The sequence below is a fragment of the Phreatobacter sp. genome (assembly GCF_022843985.1).
In the GTDB taxonomy this organism is placed as follows: Bacteria; Pseudomonadota; Alphaproteobacteria; order Rhizobiales; family Phreatobacteraceae; genus Phreatobacter.
Genome location: NZ_JALHMP010000023.1, coordinates 30,242 through 46,634, shown reverse-complemented (window position 1 = coordinate 46,634; position 16,393 = coordinate 30,242). Strand labels below are relative to the sequence as shown.

General features: G+C 67.9%; 17 protein-coding genes. 6 read left to right on the top strand and 11 right to left on the bottom strand.

Annotated elements, in window-relative coordinates; genetic code table 11:
• Window positions 1–53 precede the first annotated feature (53 nt).
• Window positions 54–362, bottom strand: coding sequence for a plasmid stabilization protein (locus tag Q0C57_RS15580; protein WP_296577393.1), 309 nt, complete (start codon window positions 360–362; stop codon window positions 54–56).
• A gap of 79 nt (window positions 363–441) precedes the next feature.
• Between Q0C57_RS15580 and Q0C57_RS15575 the strand changes: the two genes are divergently transcribed.
• Entirely contained in the window at window positions 442–1,425 is a 984-nt protein-coding gene (locus Q0C57_RS15575) for an alpha/beta hydrolase (RefSeq protein WP_296577391.1), read from the top strand.
• A gap of 148 nt (window positions 1,426–1,573) precedes the next feature.
• Here Q0C57_RS15575 and Q0C57_RS15570 read toward each other — a convergent pair whose 3' ends face one another.
• Window positions 1,574–1,942, bottom strand: coding sequence for a hypothetical protein (locus Q0C57_RS15570; protein WP_296577389.1), 369 nt, complete (start codon window positions 1,940–1,942; stop codon window positions 1,574–1,576).
• A gap of 212 nt (window positions 1,943–2,154) precedes the next feature.
• On the opposite strand from Q0C57_RS15570, the gene ettA reads away from it, so the two are divergent.
• Window positions 2,155–3,807 (top strand): energy-dependent translational throttle protein EttA, encoded by a 1,653-nt coding sequence (ettA, locus tag Q0C57_RS15565; RefSeq protein WP_296577387.1) that lies wholly within the window; start codon window positions 2,155–2,157, stop codon window positions 3,805–3,807.
• A 106-nt stretch (window positions 3,808–3,913) separates the two neighbouring features.
• Here ettA and prmB read toward each other — a convergent pair whose 3' ends face one another.
• Window positions 3,914–4,837, bottom strand: a complete 924-nt coding sequence (gene prmB, locus Q0C57_RS15560) for a 50S ribosomal protein L3 N(5)-glutamine methyltransferase (RefSeq protein ID WP_296577386.1) — start codon at window positions 4,835–4,837, stop codon at window positions 3,914–3,916.
• 288 nt (window positions 4,838–5,125) lie between these two features.
• On the opposite strand from prmB, the gene Q0C57_RS15555 reads away from it, so the two are divergent.
• Entirely contained in the window at window positions 5,126–6,916 is a 1,791-nt protein-coding gene (locus Q0C57_RS15555; protein ID WP_296577384.1) for a tetratricopeptide repeat protein, read from the top strand.
• An 18-nt stretch (window positions 6,917–6,934) separates the two neighbouring features.
• Window positions 6,935–7,819, top strand: a complete 885-nt coding sequence (locus Q0C57_RS15550) for a 4-(cytidine 5'-diphospho)-2-C-methyl-D-erythritol kinase (protein ID WP_296577382.1) — start codon at window positions 6,935–6,937, stop codon at window positions 7,817–7,819.
• Between the two features lie 17 nt (window positions 7,820–7,836).
• Here the strand turns inward: Q0C57_RS15550 and queC are convergent, their stop codons facing one another.
• Together queC and Q0C57_RS15540 are read right to left on the bottom strand one after the other, a co-directional pair.
• On the bottom strand, window positions 7,837–8,535 hold the full coding sequence (queC, locus tag Q0C57_RS15545; RefSeq protein ID WP_296577380.1) for a 7-cyano-7-deazaguanine synthase QueC: 699 nt from the start codon (window positions 8,533–8,535) through the stop codon (window positions 7,837–7,839).
• Window positions 8,536–8,561: 26 nt separating this feature from the next.
• A complete protein-coding gene (locus Q0C57_RS15540) occupies window positions 8,562–9,569 on the bottom strand; it encodes a polyprenyl synthetase family protein (protein WP_296577378.1) in 1,008 nt (335 codons plus the stop codon).
• Window positions 9,570–9,693: 124 nt separating this feature from the next.
• On the opposite strand from Q0C57_RS15540, the gene Q0C57_RS15535 reads away from it, so the two are divergent.
• A complete protein-coding gene (locus Q0C57_RS15535; protein WP_296577377.1) occupies window positions 9,694–9,924 on the top strand; it encodes a DUF2007 domain-containing protein in 231 nt (76 codons plus the stop codon).
• A gap of 87 nt (window positions 9,925–10,011) precedes the next feature.
• Window positions 10,012–10,779, top strand: coding sequence for a methyltransferase (locus Q0C57_RS15530; RefSeq protein WP_296577375.1), 768 nt, complete (start codon window positions 10,012–10,014; stop codon window positions 10,777–10,779).
• 159 nt (window positions 10,780–10,938) lie between these two features.
• On the opposite strand, the gene glyS is transcribed toward Q0C57_RS15530, so the two are convergent.
• From glyS to Q0C57_RS15500, 6 genes are all read right to left on the bottom strand, one after another.
• Window positions 10,939–13,263 carry a glycine--tRNA ligase subunit beta gene (gene glyS / locus Q0C57_RS15525; RefSeq protein ID WP_296577373.1) on the bottom strand — a complete coding sequence of 775 codons (2,325 nt, stop codon included), beginning with the start codon at window positions 13,261–13,263 and terminating at the stop codon, window positions 10,939–10,941.
• 1 nt (window position 13,264) lies between these two features.
• Window positions 13,265–13,744 carry a DUF3828 domain-containing protein gene (locus Q0C57_RS15520; RefSeq protein WP_296577371.1) on the bottom strand — a complete coding sequence of 160 codons (480 nt, stop codon included), beginning with the start codon at window positions 13,742–13,744 and terminating at the stop codon, window positions 13,265–13,267.
• Window positions 13,741–14,673, bottom strand: coding sequence for a glycine--tRNA ligase subunit alpha (locus tag Q0C57_RS15515; RefSeq protein ID WP_296577369.1), 933 nt, complete (start codon window positions 14,671–14,673; stop codon window positions 13,741–13,743). The genes Q0C57_RS15520 and Q0C57_RS15515 overlap by 4 nt, the downstream gene beginning before the upstream one ends.
• A 68-nt stretch (window positions 14,674–14,741) precedes the next feature.
• Window positions 14,742–14,903, bottom strand: a complete 162-nt coding sequence (locus Q0C57_RS15510; RefSeq protein WP_296577367.1) for a hypothetical protein — start codon at window positions 14,901–14,903, stop codon at window positions 14,742–14,744.
• A gap of 85 nt (window positions 14,904–14,988) precedes the next feature.
• Window positions 14,989–15,747, bottom strand: coding sequence for a hypothetical protein (locus tag Q0C57_RS15505; protein ID WP_296577366.1), 759 nt, complete (start codon window positions 15,745–15,747; stop codon window positions 14,989–14,991).
• A gap of 136 nt (window positions 15,748–15,883) precedes the next feature.
• Window positions 15,884–16,306: an OsmC family protein gene (locus Q0C57_RS15500; protein WP_296577364.1), complete on the bottom strand. Its 423-nt coding sequence runs from the start codon at window positions 16,304–16,306 to the stop codon at window positions 15,884–15,886.
• Window positions 16,307–16,393: the final 87 nt, after the last annotated feature.

The window sequence follows — 16,393 nt, the reverse complement described above, 5'->3', positions numbered from 1 at the left end:
TGAAGGCGATCCGGTCTTCCTGCTCAAGATCGGCCGAACAGGGGAGAGGAACCTCAACCCGTCTCGGCGTTGCGCTTGCGGGTTGCCGCAGCCTTTTTCGCGGATGCGGAGCGCTCGTCGGGGCTCCTGGAGGCGCTCCCCTTTGCGCCCTTGCTGCCGCCGCGCTTGGCGGAGACCTTGGTGTCGGCCTTGCCCCGGCCGGAGCCGGACCTGTTGCCGCCGCCGCTCTCCTTGTTGACCGTGGCCCAGGCGATGGCCTCCGCCCGCTTCTCCGAAGCGCCACGCTCCCGGTAGCTCGCCTCGATATGCTCGGCCTTGCGCTTCTGCTTGTCGGTATAGGCGGACTTGTCGCCCTGGGGCATCGACGCCTCCTGTTCGGGGGAATGTTCAAGGGCCAACCGCTGGGGCAGGCTCAAGGTTCCGCACATCTCCGGAGGCCCCATGTTCGCGACGGATGACACGCCGATCCCGCTGAGGATGGTCAAGGCCAACGGCATCGCCATGCGCATCGCCGAACTCGGCGAAGGCCCGCTCGTCCTGTTCTGTCATGGCTGGCCGGAGGGATGGGCCTCCTGGCGCCACCAGATGCGGGCGGTGGCGGCGGCCGGCTACCGGGCGGTGGCACCCGACATGCGCGGCTACGGCCATACCGCCGCGCCTCCGGAGATCGAGCGCTATTCTCTTCTCGACCTCGTCGCAGATCAGGTGGACCTGGTGAAGGTGCTGGGCGCGGACAGCGCGGTGATTGTCGGCCATGACTGGGGCGCGCCTGTCGCCTGGCACGCGGCGCTGCTGCGCCCCGACCTGTTCCGGGCCGTCGTCGGCATGAGCGTGCCGTGGACGCCGCCGGGCTATACGGACCTGCTCACCGCGTTGGAGAAACTCGGCATCCGCGATTTCTACATGCAGTATTTCCAGGCGCCGGGCGTTGCCGAGGCCGAGCTTGATCGTGACCCGGAGGACAGCCTCAAGCGCATCTATTTCGACGGGTTCGGCGAGCGCGCCGGCCGCCGCAAGTCGATGATCCGGCTGAAGACGCCCGGCGGCCTTATCGCCAATACCGATGCGCCGGGGGACCTGCCGGACTGGCTGCCGTCCTCGCACATGGCCTATATGGCCGGCCAGTTTGCCCATTCCGGCTTTCGCGGTGGTCTCAACTGGTACCGCAACCTCAAGCGCAACGCGGCGCTGACGGCGCCGTGGCGCGGACAGCCGATCCGGCAGCCGTCGCTGTTCATCGCCGGAACGAATGACGGGGTCATGCATTTTCCGGCGTCGAAGGCGCAGATCGAGTCCTATCCGTCGACCCTTCCGGGCTGCCGCGGCGTCCATCTCATCGAGGGCGCGGGCCACTGGATCCAGCAGGAGCGGGCCGACGCAGTCAGTGCGCTGCTGACGGGTTTCCTGAACGGGCTTAAGGACTGAGTATCCGCCGTCTCCAGAGGCCCTTTCACATCCGGGGTGACGCGCTCGACGAAGGATCGCCTTCCGTCGCCGTCATGCCCAGCACAAGGCCGGGCAGGACGTCATGCGGGCAGCCCGAGCAACACGAAGCCGCGGAAACCGCAGTCCATTACCGCGCCGGCACCAGCCGTTCCTTGCCGACGCCTTCCTGGCCGGCGATGGTCCAGGTGCCGTCGAGGGTGCCGTCGTCGTTGATCCGGTAAACGACGAGCCCGACGGATTCGCCGAGTTTGTAGGCAGCGGAAAGCACGTTGCCCTGGCGCATGCAGAAGCCTTCGGTGGGGGGCGTGTTGGCGATGGTCCAGCGGATGCCGCAATTGCCACCTGCCGTGCCACTGATCACAGCGACGCCGCTGTAGCGGCTGCCGTCGCCGTTGTCGCCGATGACCTGGTAGCGCCCGGTCAGTGGTTGCGCGGCGGCGGCGCCCAGCGTTGCCATCATGATTGCCGCGGTAGCGGCCAGCGTCTTTGTCAGCATCGTCACTCCCCAAGAATGGTCCGGCTTTCGCCAAAACGAGGGTATCAAGAGCATGATTGCCGGATCATGTCACAGGGGAGCGAGCGGATTTTTCGGCGTCTGCGGCTTGCGGCTTTCCCCGCCGCCCGCTATCTCGCGCTGATCACGCGACATCCATTTCGACGCGGCGCGGCACCGCCGGTGCACGCGGCACTCCAGGGACGCCCCACGCCATGGCTCGCCAGTTCGCCTACCACATGTCCGGCCTGACCAAGGCCTATCCGAACGGCAAGAAGGTCCTGGAGAACGTCCACCTGTCCTTCTACCCGGACGCCAAGATCGGCGTGCTGGGCGTCAACGGCGCCGGCAAGTCGACCCTGCTGCGCATCATGGCCGGCATGGACAAGGAATATACCGGCGAGGCCTGGGCCGCCGAGGGTGTCCGCGTCGGCTACCTGCCGCAGGAGCCGCAGCTCGATACCAGCCTCACCGTGCGCGAGAACGTCATGCTCGGCGTCGCCAAGAAGAAGGCGATCCTCGACCGCTACAACGAACTCGCCATGAATTATTCCGACGAGAGCGCCGACGAGATGGCGAGGCTCCAGGACGAGATCGAGGCGCAGGGCCTGTGGGACCTCGACAGCCAGGTCGACCAGGCCATGGATGCGCTGATCTGTCCGCCGGACGACTGGGCGGTGGACAAGCTGTCGGGCGGCGAGAAGCGCCGCGTCGCGCTCTGCCGCCTGCTGCTCGACCAGCCCGAAGTGCTGCTGCTCGACGAGCCCACGAACCATCTCGACGCGGAAACGACCGCCTGGCTGGAGGGCCACCTGCGCAGCTATCCCGGCGCCATCCTGATCGTCACCCACGACCGCTACTTCCTCGACAATGTCACCGGCTGGATCCTCGAACTCGACCGTGGCAAGGGCATTCCCTACGAGGGTAACTACTCGTCATGGCTGCAGCAAAAGCAGAAGCGCCTGGTCCAGGAGGGCCGCGAGGAGGAAACGCGGCTGAAGGCCTTGCAGCGTGAAGCCGAATGGATGGGCTCGTCGCCGAAGGCGCGGCAGGCCAAGAACAAGGCCCGCATCCAGCGCTACGACGAATTGGTCAAGAGGGCCGCGGAGGCCGGCCCGACCACGGCGCAGATCATCATTCCGATCGCCGAGCGGCTCGGTAACAATGTCATCGAGTTCAAGGAGCTATCGAAGGCCTTCGGCGACAAGCTGCTGATCGACAACCTGTCGTTCCGCCTGCCGCCGGGCGGCATCGTCGGTGTCATCGGCCCCAACGGCGCCGGCAAGACCACGCTGTTCCGCATGATCGCCGGTCAGGAGACGCCGGATGGCGGCGAGATCGTCGTCGCCGACAACGTCAAGCTCGGCTATGTCGACCAGTCGCGCGACGCGCTTGCCGACGGCAAGACGGTCTATGAGGAAATCTCCGGCGGCAACGAGATCCTCTATCTCGGCAAGCGCGAGATCAATGCCCGCGCCTATTGCGGCGCCTTCAACTTCAAGGGCGGCGACCAGCAGAAGAAGGTCGGCCAGTTGTCCGGCGGTGAGCGCAACCGCGTCCACCTCGCCAAGATCCTGCAGCGCGGCGCCAATGTCCTGCTGCTCGACGAGCCCACCAACGACCTTGATGTCGACACGCTCAGGGCGCTGGAGGAGGCGCTTGAGGACTATGCCGGCTGCGCCGTCATCATCAGCCATGACCGCATGTTCCTCGACCGCATCGCCACCCATATCCTCGCCTTCGAAGGCGACAGCCATGTCGAGTGGTTCGAGGGCAATTTCCAGGACTACGAGGAAGACAAGAAGCGCCGCCTCGGCACGGATTCGACCATTCCCAAGCGCATCCAGTACAAGAAGTTCGCGCGCTGATTGCCGCGCCTCAACGCCCGGTCTGTCCTTGGCCGCCCACACCTGACCCCTCGCACGACCAGCAGGGTCGGGGATCATGGGCAGCCCGGGGGCAGGGGGCCAGCTTTCACTCCGCCGCCAGATCCGCAGCGCCGATCCAGAACACCTCGCCCTCGCTCTCGGCCGAATCGAGCCAGAGGAAGGGCAGGTCGTATTCAGCCTCGAGGATGTCGCGCCCCGTGCCGATCTCGCAGAGCAGGCCGCCCTCGGGCGTCAGGTGGTCGCCGGCCGCCGCCAGGATGCGGCGGACGATATCGAGCCCGTCGGCGCCGCCGAGATGGGCGATGATCGGCTCGGCCCGGTATTCGGCCGGGAAGGCGTCCACTTCCGCCTGCGCGACATAGGGCGGATTGGCGATGATGAGGTCATAGCGTCGGCCGGCGAGCGGCCTGAACAGGTCGCCGGCGACAAGGCGGACGCGGTCCTCCATCTCGTGGTCGGCGACGTTGAGCTGCGCCACCGCGAGCGCCTCCTTCGACAGATCGACCGCATCGACGGCGGCGTTCGGATAGGCCATGGCGGCGAGGATGGCGAGGCAGCCCGAGCCGGTGCACAGGTCTAGCACGCGGGTGACATCGAAAGGATCGGGGATTGGTCCGGCGCCGTCCTGGGTCAGGGCGCCGGTCATCATCATCTCGCCGAGATAGGAGCGCGGCACGATCACCCGCTCGTCCACCCGGAAGGGCACGCCCTGGATATAGGCGCGTCCGACGAGGTAGGGCGCCGGCTTGCGGGTGGCGATACGGGCCTCGATCAACCCGATCAGCCGCTCGCGCTCGGGCCGCGTCAGACGCGCATCGAGCCAGGGGCCGAGTTCGTCCACCGGCAGGGACAGGCCCTCGAGCATCATGAAGGCGGCCTCGTCCAGGGCCGTGGTCGTGCCATGGCCATAGGTCAGCCGCGCCTGGGAGAAGCGCGTCACCGCATAGCGCACGAGATCACGCAGCGTCAGGAGTTCGTCGGCGGGCGAGAGGGCCGGGGCGCTGGGCATGGGAGACGTTCCGCAACGGGCGACAGCCTCGCCCTGCCGCCCTGCTAAAGGCTCGCCGGTCCGGCTTCAAGCCTCGTCGCTCCCGTGACAGAGTGGCGCGCGGCGATCACGAAACCGCCATCTGCCTTCGCATCGCCCAAGTCCGGGAGGAGGGTGCCGTGTCAGGGACGAAGGTCTTCTTGCGGATCACCCGCTTCGGAGGCATTCTGCCGCGGTGCACCCCGACCCGACAGGCGCTGCTTGCGCGCGCGGCGCCGATCTTCCCCGAGGGATGACGAGAGAGCGATTGTGACGATCAAGACCCCTTTTCGCGTCCTCGCGCTGGCGGTTGCCATCGCCACCGCCGCTGTTTCCACGGGCCATGCCCAGGCGCGCAACCAGACCTTCGAACCGCTGGGGGCGACGCCGGCGTTCCGCGATGCCCTGCGGGTCTCGGTCTACGGCAACGTGCTTGCGGCGCGTCTCGCATCAAACGTCCGTGATACTGCGGCCGCTTCCGTCTTTTGGCGGGCCGCACTTCGGCAGGATCCCCGCAACACCGAGATTCTCGAACGCGCATTCGTCACGACGCTGGCCGACGGCAACGTCGATGAGGCCAGCCCGCTCGCCGAAAGGCTGATCCAGATCGATCGCGGCCACCGCCTGGCGCGGCTGACCCTCGCCATGCGGGCGCTCAAGGCCAAGCAGTTCCAGACGGCGCGGATGCATCTGACGGCGGCGCCGCGGGCCAATGCCGACCTGACCTCGGCGCTGCTCATCGGCTGGACCCATCTGGGATCGGGCGACGCGCAGGCCGGCGTCGCGGTGCTTGACCGCCTCACCGGCGCCGACTGGTACAACCTCTTCAAGAACTTCCATGCCGGCCTCATTCTCGATGCCGCCGGGCGCCGCGTGGAAGCGGGCCGGCGCCTGGAGGAGGCTTACAAGCAGGATCCGACCATCCTGCGGATCGTCGACGCCTATGGCCGCTGGGCGTCGCGCGCCAGGTCGGCGGACGAGGCGCGGCAAATCTTCGCCGCCTATGACAAGGTCATTCCCAACCACCCGATCATCGCCGCCGCCCAAGAGCGGCTGAACGCGCCGGGCGGCACCCTGCCCGTGCTCGTCCGCACCAGCCAGGCGGGCGCCGCCGAGGTTCTCTACGGTCTCGGCTCGGCCCTGTCGCGCCAGGGCGGCGAGGACCTCGCCCTGATCTATCTGCAACTCGCCCGCTGGCTGGAGCCGCAGCAGGACATGGCGATCCTGTCGCTGGCCGATCTCTACGAGTTCATGAAGCTCCCCCGCCGCGCCATCGCCGTGTTCGAGGCCATGCCGGAGAATTCGCCGCTCTACCGCAACGCCCAGATCCAGCGGGCGCTGAATCTTGAGCAGATCGATCGGACCGACGAGGCGCGCAAAGCGCTGTCCGAACTCATCGCCCGCAATCCGCAGGACCTCGAGGCGCTGCAGGCGCTCGGCAATATCCAGCGGTCGCGCAAAATGTTCGGTGAAGCGGCCGAGACCTATTCCCGTGCGCTGGCCCTGATCACCGATCCCGGCCCGCAGCACTGGATCTACTTCTATTTCCGCGGCATCGCCTATGAGCGCACCAAGCAATGGGCGAAGGCCGAGGCCGATCTCAAGCGGGCGCTCGCGCTGATTCCGGAAAACAATGTGCGTGGCCGCGCGCAGGTGCTGAATTACCTCGGCTATTCCTGGGTCGACCAGGGCATCAACCTCCAGGAGGGCCTCGAACTCGTCCGCAAGGCTGTCGAGCTGACGCCAGAGGACGGCTATATCGTCGACAGCCTCGGCTGGGCCTATTATCGCTTGGGTCGCTATGAGGAGGCGGTGGTCGAGCTGGAGCGGGCGATCGAGCTGAGGCCGGAAGACCCGGTGATCAACGATCATCTGGGCGATGCCTATTGGAAGGCGGGTCGACACCTCGAAGCGCGTTTCCAGTGGAATCATGCCCGCGATCTCAAGCCGGAGCCGGACGACCTGCCGCGCATCCTCGACAAGATCGCCAACGGCCTCACCGACAGCCCGTTGCAGACCAGCCGCAACACCGGCGAGGCGCCGGCCCCGAAGCCGAACTGACCCCACGGCGCCGGCGTCATGCCGACCGCCTTCGTCGCGCGCGCGCCCGCCAAGGTGAACCTGACGCTTGCGGTCAGGGCACGGCGGCTGGACGGCTATCACGACCTCGAAAGCCTGGTGGTCTTCGCCCGGACGGGCGATGAGCTCAGGTTCGCCCCCGGTGGAGAGGCTTTCGGCCTGGTGGTGCGCGGCAGGACGGCGCAGGCCGCGGGACCCGGGGCGGACAATCTCGTGCTGAAGGCAGCGCGGCTGCTCGCCGCGCGCGTCCCTGGCCTGCCGACCGGACGTTTCACGCTGATCAAGCGGCTGCCGGTCGCCGCCGGCCTCGGCGGTGGTTCGTCGGATGCCGCCGCCGCCCTGCGCCTCCTCGCCCGCGCCGCAGGGATCGGCCTCGATGATCCCCGTCTCCTGGAGGCAGCCCGGCTGACCGGCTCCGACGTGTCGGTCTGCCTCGCACCATCCGCTCGCTTCATGCGCGGTATCGGACACGATCTCGGCCCGCCGCTGGTCCTGCCGCGGCTTGCCGCCCTGCTCGTCAACCCGCAGGTGGCGGTCCCGACCCCCGCCGTCTTCGCCCGGCTCGGCCTCGCGCCGGGGGCGATTCAGGACGCGGATCCGGCGAGGGTCATCGAGACCGGCCTGCCACCGGAGAAATCGGCTCTGGTGGCTCTCCTCGCTGCATCGCGCAACGATCTGGAGGCGCCGGCCCTGGCGCTTTCGCCGGTGATCGGCAAGGCGCTGGCGCTGCTCGTGGCCGATCCAGCCTGCCGGCTGGCGCGCATGTCGGGGTCCGGTGCGACGGTGTTCGGGCTCTACGACACTTGCCGTGCCGCGGCGGCCGCCGGCAAGGCGATCAGCGCCGTCCATCCGGACTGGTGGGTGAAACCGACCATGCTGGGGTGAGGCGACGACGGTGCCCCTCACCCGTCCCGATAGCGTCGCCAGCCGGCGGCCCGGAGTTCGCAGGCCGGGCAGGTGCCGCAGCCATGGCCCCAGTCATGCATCTGCGAGCGGTCGCCGAGATAGCAGGAATGGGAGTCCGTCCGGATCAGTTCGACCAGTGGTGTCCCGCCCAGCCGGTCCGCCAGCCGCCACGTCTCGGCCTTGTCGATGAACATCAGCGGCGTGTGCAGCACGAAGCGCTTTTCCATGCCGAGGTTCAGCGCCACCTGCAGCGCCTTGATCGTGTCGTCGCGGCAATCGGGATAGCCGGAATAGTCGGTCTCGCAGACGCCGGTGACGATGTGCCGGAGGCCGCGGCGATAGGCGAGGGCTGCGGCGAAGGTGAGGAAGACGAGGTTGCGGCCGGGCACGAAGGTGTTGGGCAGGCCCTGGTCGGTCATGGCGATGGCGACCGATCGCGTCAGGGCGGTATCGGAGACCTCGCCGAGCGCCGCAAGGCCAAGGGTATGGTCCGGCCCGAGGCGCGCCGCCCAGGCGGCCTTCACCGCGGGGAGCCCGTCGCGGATCGTTGCGCGGCAGGCGAGCTCGATCTGGTGGCGCTGGCCATAGTCGAAGCCGAGCGTCTCGACATGGGCGAAGCGCTCGAGCGCCCAGGCGAGGCAGGTGGCCGAATCCTGTCCGCCGGAAAACAGGACGAGGGCGCCGTCGCCGGTCATGGGAGCGGGTTCGTCGGTGACCGCCATCAATGGGCGCGGGAGATGCAGAAGTCGACGGCCTGGACGAGGGCGTCCTTCATCGCGCTGTCGGGGAACAGGGCGAGGGCATCCTTGGCCATGTCGCCATAGTGCCGGGCGCGTTCGATCGTATCGGCCAGCGCGCCGTGGCGCGCCATGAAGCCGGTGGCGGTCTCAAGGTCGCCGTCGGCGATGTTGCCCTCCACCAGCACCTTCTTCCAGAAGGCCCGCTCCTGTTCGGAGCCGCGCCGGAAGGCGAGGACGACGGGCAGGGTGATCTTGCCCTCGCGGAAATCGTCGCCGGTGTTCTTGCCGAGTTTCTGCGCCTTGCCGCCATAGTCGAGGGCGTCGTCGACGAGTTGGAAGGCGATGCCGAGATTCATGCCATAGGCGCGGGCGGCGGCCTGCTCGGCCTTGGGCTTTCCGGCGATGACCGGTCCGACTTCGCAGGCCGCGGCGAAGAGCTCGGCCGTCTTGCCGCGGATGACGGCGAGATATTCGTCCTCGGTGGTCGAGGTGTTCTTGGCGGCGGCGAGTTGCATCACCTCACCCTCGGCGATGACGGCGGCGGCGGTTGACAGGATGTCGAGGGCGCGCAGCGAGCCGACCTCGACCATCATCTTGAAGGCCTGGCCAAGCAGGAAGTCGCCGACCAGCACCGAGGCTTCATTGCCCCAGACCATGCGTGCCGCCGGCCGGCCACGTCGCATGTCGCTCTCGTCGACGACGTCGTCGTGCAGGAGCGTCGCGGTATGCATGAACTCGACCGCGGCGGCGAGTTTGACATGGCCATCACCCTGGTAGCCGGCGAGGGCGGCGGTCGCGAGAGTCAGCATGGGCCTCAGGCGTTTGCCTCCCGAGGAAATCAGGTGGTTCGCCACTTCCGGGATCATGGTGACCTCGGAACCGGTCCGCGACAGGATCATCGCATTGACCCGTTCCATGTCCGCCCGCGTGGCGCCCACCAATGCCTCGATGGAGGCCCTGTCCTTTTCGAAGGGGACAACGACTGCCACGCCATGCTCCACTGCCGGCCCGCAGGATGCGGGCAATTTCGTGACGGACAATAGGGTCGCGGCGTGGTCTTCTCAAGCGGCGCCCCCTTCACGAAAAGTCGCACGCGGCGAAGCAGAGGCCATCTTGGAAGAAATCATCCGCACCGCCGATCCGGTTCTCGTCAGCGCCGTGGAAGCGCTGCTGGCGGGGGAGGGGATCACCGTCTTCGTCGCCGACCGCCATATCTCGGCGATCGAGGCGCGGATCGCCGCTTTCCCGCTGCGGATTCTCGTCCCTGCCGCAGATGTCGCCCGCGCCCGGACGGCCATTGCCCAGGCCGGCTGGGGCGAAACGTTGAGGCAGGGGAATCCGTAATCAAGGGCTGTCGGAGATGTTTTTATGCATAGCGCGCATCAGAATTGAAAGATTCTAATCAGCGCACGTGTATGCAATAAGGCGCATATGACACTGCTCGTCGATCCCCTCTTCGAACCTACGGCCGACCGGATCCTCGGCGGGCGCGTGGAGATCACGCAGCCGCGTGTCGGCCATCGGGCCGGGCATGACGCCGTCCTCCTGGCAGCCGCCGTGCCGGCCGTGCCGGGAGACCGTATCCTCGATCTCGGCGCCGGCGTGGGCGCTGCCGCCTTCTGCGTCGCCACCCGCGTGCCGCAATGCTTCCTCACCCTGGTGGAGATCGATCCGGCGCTGGCGGCCCTCGCCGAGCAGAATGCCGCGGCCAATGGCTTCGGCAACCGCTCCCGTGTCATTGTCATGGATGCGCTGGCACGCGGGGCGCCGCGCGAGAAGGCCGGGCTGCTCGTCGGCGAGATCGACCGGGTCATCACCAATCCGCCGTTCCACGACGCGCCGCGCCACCGCGCCTCGCCGGGCGCTGCCAAGCGACTTGCCCATTCCGGTGGCGACGAGGTGCTCGCGGGTTTCCTGCGCACCGCTGTGGCGGTGCTGCGTCCTGGCGGGACGGTAACGCTCATTCACCGCGCCGACCGTCCGGAGGCCTTGCTGGCCGCCCTGAAGGGGCGGTTCGGCGGCATCACCATCCGGCCGATCCATCCCAAACCCGAAGCGCCCGCTGCCCGCCTCATCATCACCGGCACCAAGGGCTCGCGGGCGCCGGTCGCCATCCTGCCCGGGCTGGTGCTGCAGGACCGCTACGGACAGCCGACGGCGGAGGCCGAGGCGATCTTGCGGGAGGGACGAGGGCTTTAGGCGGGCTGCTGACGCGGCCTCCGCCGCACCCGGACAAAGCTCTTGCCAACACGCCGGCCTTGTTTCGGGCCTGCACGACGTGACCATTGCGCGTGACAGAATGCTTGCTGGCCCGGGGCGAGCCCGGGCACGACAAGCCGCTGCGGGGACGCCGGCCCGTCAGCCCTCGATCTTCGAGAAATCCGCGACGGTCGCCGTGGCGGCGCGCAGCTCCGCCAGGATCCTCAGCCGGTTCTCGCGCAGGGCGGGATCGGCGGCATTGACCGTCACCTTGTCGAAGAAGGCGTCGACCGCCGGGCGCAACTCGGCGAGGGCCTTCATCGCGCCTTCATAGTCCTCAAGCGCCACGTGGTCGCGGGCATGAGTGCTGGCGGACTGCAGGAGCGCGAAGAGTGCGCGCTCCTCGGGCTCGCCCTTGGCGTGGACGAGGGCGGCGTCGGGCGCGCCGTCATAGGCGCGGCCGTCCTTCTTCTCCTCGATGCGCAGGATGTTCATGGCCCGCTTGGTGCCGGCGAGGAGGTTTTTTCCGTCCTCGGTGCCGAGCAGGGCGGCGAGCGCCTCGACGCGGCGGACGACGAGCAGGAGGTCGTCATTGCCCTCGCCGGAGGCCAGCACGGCATCGACGAGGTCGTGGCGCTGGCCCTGGTCGCGGAGCAGAACCTTCAGGCGGTCGTGGAAGAAGGAGAGGAGGTCAGCAAGCTCGGTCGGGCCAATCTTGAGCACCTTGGAACGCTCGACAGCAGCTGTGGTCCCGAATTCGTCTGCTGCACCGGCCTCCAACGTCAACTCAATGGAGTGCCCCTCAGCAACGATCGCTTGGATCACGTGTTCAGGAGACGCGATGCCACTGGCTTGGACATCTCGAAGCGGCTTTCCCCCCAGCCGGTTGGTAAAGATCTGAGTCACTAACGTTAGGGCGGCTTCCTGCACAACCCGGCGGATTTTGAGGCTCGCGTTGTTCTCCGAGATCAACCTGATCACGCCCAGCGCTGCTCGGCGCAGCGCGAACGGATCCTTGCTCCCCGTCGGCTTCTCATCGATCGCCCAGAAGCCCACCAGCGTGTCCAACTTGTCGGCCAGCGCCACGGCGACGGCCACCTTGTCGGTCGGCACGCGGTCGGAAGGGCCCTGCGGCTTGTAGTGGTCCTCGATGGCGGCGGCGACGCTCTCGGGCTCGCCCTGCAGCAGCGCATATTTCCGGCCCATCAGGCCCTGCACCTCCGGGAATTCGCCGACCACCTCGGTCATGAGGTCGGCTTTCGCCAGTTCCGCCGCGCGCTCGGCAAGGTCGGGATCGGCGCCGACCAGCGGCGCGATGTGGCGGGCCAGCGCCTTGATGCGGTCGACGCGCTCGCCCTGCGTGCCCAGCTTCTCGTGGAAGACGACGTTCAGCGCGCGTAGCTTCGCCATGCGCTGGTCGAGCGGCTTGCCCTTGTCCTCGAAATCGGGGAGCGGCTTCCGGTCGGTCTGCCAGAAATAGAGCGCGTCGGAGAGGCGGGCGCGGATGACGCGCTCGTTGCCGGCGACGATGGCCTTTCCGCCGTCACTGGCCTCGAGATTGGCGGTGAGCACGAAGCGGTTGGCGAGGCGGCCCGTCCTGGGGTCGCGGACGACGAAGCACTTCTGGTTCGCCCGGATCGTGGCGCGGATGACCTCATCGGGGATCGCGAGGAAGCTCTCCTCGAAGGCCCCCATCAGCACCACCGGCCATTCGACGAGGCCGGCGACCTCGTTCAGCAGGCCCTCGTCCTCGACCAGTTCCAGCCCCTGGGCGAAGCAGAGATTGCGCGCGTCGGCGAGGATGCGGCGCTTGCGCTCCTCCGGGTCGGCGACGACGAAGGCCTTTTCCAGGCTCGTCAGATAATCGTCCATGCGCCGCACGCGGATGTCGCCGGGCGCCATGAAGCGATGGCCGCGCGTCACGTCGCCGGCGGTGATGCCGTCGATGGCGAAGCGGATGACCTCGGGGTCCTCCGTCTCCGGGCCGAAGGTGCAGAGGATGGATTGCAGCGGGCGCACCCAGCGCAGCGAGGACGAGGAGACCGACGCCGCGCCCCAGCGCATGGATTTCGGCCAGGGAAAGGCGCGGATGATCTCCGGCACGATGTCGGCGATCACCTCCGGCACCGGGCGGCCGGGCTTGGCGATGATGGCGATGTAGCTGTCGCCCTTCTTGGGATCGGACTGGATGGTCGCCTCATCGATCGAGGTGAGGCCGGCGCTCTTGAGGAAGCCCTGGATGGCGGCCTCGGGCGCGCCGACGCGCGGGCCCTTGCGCTCTTCCCGGACATCCGGTGAGGCGACGGGCAGGCCGTGGACGGAGAGCGCGATGCGGCGCGGCGTGACGATGACGCGTGCACCCTCGTAGAGACAGCCGCGTGCCACCAGCGCATCCGTCACCGCCTTCTTCAGATGCGCGGCGGCTTCGGCCTGCATGCGGGCGGGGATCTCTTCGGAGAGGAGTTCGAGGAGAAGGTCGGGCATGTCACTCACGCATCTGGAGAAGGCGCGACAGGACCCAGGGGATGTCGCCGCTCGCCCCCGAGACGTCGTCGATCAGCCAGCGGCCATTGTCATTCAGCATGTCGAAGGTGATGACCTGCGTCTCCGGCTGGTCAGCGAAGATCTTCAGCGTGACGGCAACCTTCGCCCGGCGCTCGTCGCGGCTGACGACCCGGTAGACGTTGCGGGTGTGGTAGTCGTCGTCGCTGTCCTGGCAGCCGCAGGCAAAGGCAAAGTCGAGGCCGGGCATGACCTCGTTCGCCCTGCGGCTGCGGGCCTGCTGCTCGGTGTAGAGGCGGCGCAGGCGCGGCGTCAGAAAGGGGTTCACCGAGGCGCGGCCGGGCTTGGCGTAGAAGGCGCGCAGCGCCGCGACGGGATCGGCGGGCGCGGGTGCCTGGGCCATGGCGGGCAGGGCCGACAGCACCAGGCCGGCGGCGAGCAGGCGGCGGTTCATCAGGATCATGCGGCGGCTCCACCCGCTTCGGTCTTCAACCAGGCGGCGCCGCAGGCCTTGGCCAGTTCGCGCACCCTCAGAATATAGCTCTGCCGCTCGGTGACCGAGATGACGCCGCGGGCGTCGAGCAGATTGAAGGCGTGGCCGGCCTTCAGGCACTGGTCATAGGCGGGCTGGACCATCAGGTGGCGCTCGCCGCTCTCGCCCTTGCCCAGCAGCACCCGGCATTCGGTCTCGGCCTCGGCGAAGCGGCGGAACAGGGCCGCGGTGTCGGCATGCTCGAAATTGTAGCGGGAATATTCCTGTTCGGCCTGCAGGAAGACCTCGCGGTAGGTGACCTTCTCGGCCCCTTCGCGGCCGTTGAAGTTCAGCTCCATGATGCTTTCGACGTTCTGCAGGTAGCAGGCGAGGCGTTCGAGACCGTAGGTGAGCTCGCCGGAGACGGGCGCGCATTCAATGCCGGCGACCTGCTGAAAGTAGGTGAACTGCGAGACCTCCATGCCGTCGCACCAGCATTCCCAACCGAGGCCCCAGGCGCCCAGAGTCGGGTTCTCCCAGTCGTCCTCGACGAAGCGGATGTCATGCAGCTTCGGGTCGAGGCCGATCGCCTCCAGCGAGCCGAGATAGAGCTCCTGCAGGTTGGCGGGGTTCGGCTTCAGGATCACCTGGAACTGGTAATAATGCTGCAGGCGGTTGGGGTTCTCGCCGTAGCGGCCGTCCTTGGGCCGGCGTGACGGCTGGACATAGGCGGCATTCCAGGGCCGGGGGCCGAGGGAGCGCAGCATGGTGCCGGGATGGGAGGTGCCGGCACCGACCTCCATGTCATAGGGCTGGAGAATGACGCAGCCCTTCTCCGCCCAGAAGGTCTGGAGCGCCAGAATCAGGCCCTGGAACGAGCGTTCGGGCCGCATGTGCGGAGGCAGGTGGGAAGAGGACATCGCGGTGCGGCCTGTCGGGACGAGCGGAGCCGACCCTTAATGACCGGGTGCGAGGGGGTCAACCGCCGTCAGAAGGGGCGGTATTCACCCGTGGCGGGATCGCGCCGCAGGCGGTGGCCCGGCTTCTGGGCGCGTACAGGCTTGAGCTGGGCCTGCAGGGACCTGCGCACGAGCACGTAGGTGGCGACCATGACGACCGCGACCGCGGCCCCCATCAGGACTGGCGGCATGATTCTCTCCCGCGGGCCTCAATGATGCGATGCACTATCACACAGGTCGATTCAGGCGGAATCGCGGCGACCATCGTGGCGTTCCTCAGTTGCAGGAGATCCGGCCGATGGTGACGCCCTCGAACAGTCCGCGGGCCTGGGGCGAAAGGTCCAGGCCGAAATCGGCCGGGGCCAGGGCGCCGCGTTCGGCCAGGGGGACGACTGCGCGGCGCAGGATGCTCGCCTCCGGCCGACGCCAGAAGGCGGGATCGGCGGCAGCGCCGGGGTCCACCGCCGTCCGCGACGGCATGAAGCCGGCGACGAAGAGGGTGATGTTGGCGGCGGCGAGATGGCGCAGGTGGCTGTCGCAGGGCGTATAGGCGAGCGCGCGCAGCTCGTTGGCGACCTTTGCCGCATGGTCGAGCACGGCCTGTCCGCTGCGGCGCGGGCCGATCGGCGGTGGCATCAGGCGCGCGCCGTCGACCTCGACATAGCCGTCGCGCTTGCGGAAGACGACCGGTCCGACAGGCGTGTAGGTGAGAGACACCGCGGCGGTGCCGATCAGCGGCATGCCCGTCGTCGCGGTGGTGGATTCGCGCACGCCCGGAACGAGTGACATGACGCGCGGTCCGGACTCCCCGGTCGCGACCGGGGCGGCAGGCAGCGGAGACCGCCACAGGGCCGAGACGGGGGGAAGGCCCGGCAGCGGTACCGTCCCCGAGCCGATGGCGAAGGCTATGAAGCCGAAGGCAGCTGCGCAGACCACCAGGAGCCATGTGGACACGCCGCCAGAGGCCTGCTCGGGCTCACGACCGGCAGGGCGCCCGCGATTCTTGCGGAAGTTCATTGCCACGTCGTCGGCCATGGACCCTCGCTTGGGGAGCGAAACAAACCGCATCGTTACCGACGAGGTGTGAGGGCTGGCTTAACGCCGGCGCGGCCTTTGACGAAAAAGCGTTCCGGTCCGGTTAACCGGCACGCAAGCATCGCAGCCAGGGCGGTCAGACCAGGGACCAGTCGAGCGTGATCTCGGTCTTGAGCAGTCTCGATATCGGGCAGCCCTCCTTGGCGCCCGTGGCGATGGCGGCGAAATCCTCCGGCGAGATGCCGGGGACATGGGCGGTGAGGGTCAGCGCGGATTTCGCCACCTTGAAGCCGGCACCGTCCTTTTCGAGCGACACAACGGCCTCGGTCTTCAGTTCCGTTGGCGTCAGGTCCTTGGCCTGCAGGGCGAAGGCGAGCGCCATGGTGAAGCAGCCGGCATGTGCCGCGGCGATGAGTTCCTCCGGGTTGGTCCCCTTCTCGTCGTCGAAACGGGTGGTGAAGGCATAGGCCGTGCTGTCCAGCACGCCCGACTGGGTGGTGAGCATGCCTTTGCCGTTGCGGCCCGTGCCGTGCCAGACGGCGCTTGCGGTTCGGTTCATCGGAAGCTCCTCGGGATCGACGGCGCAGCATGACGCATCGGGATGCAACCATCATGACGGCGGGCGGTTCCCTCGAGCCCCGGCGGC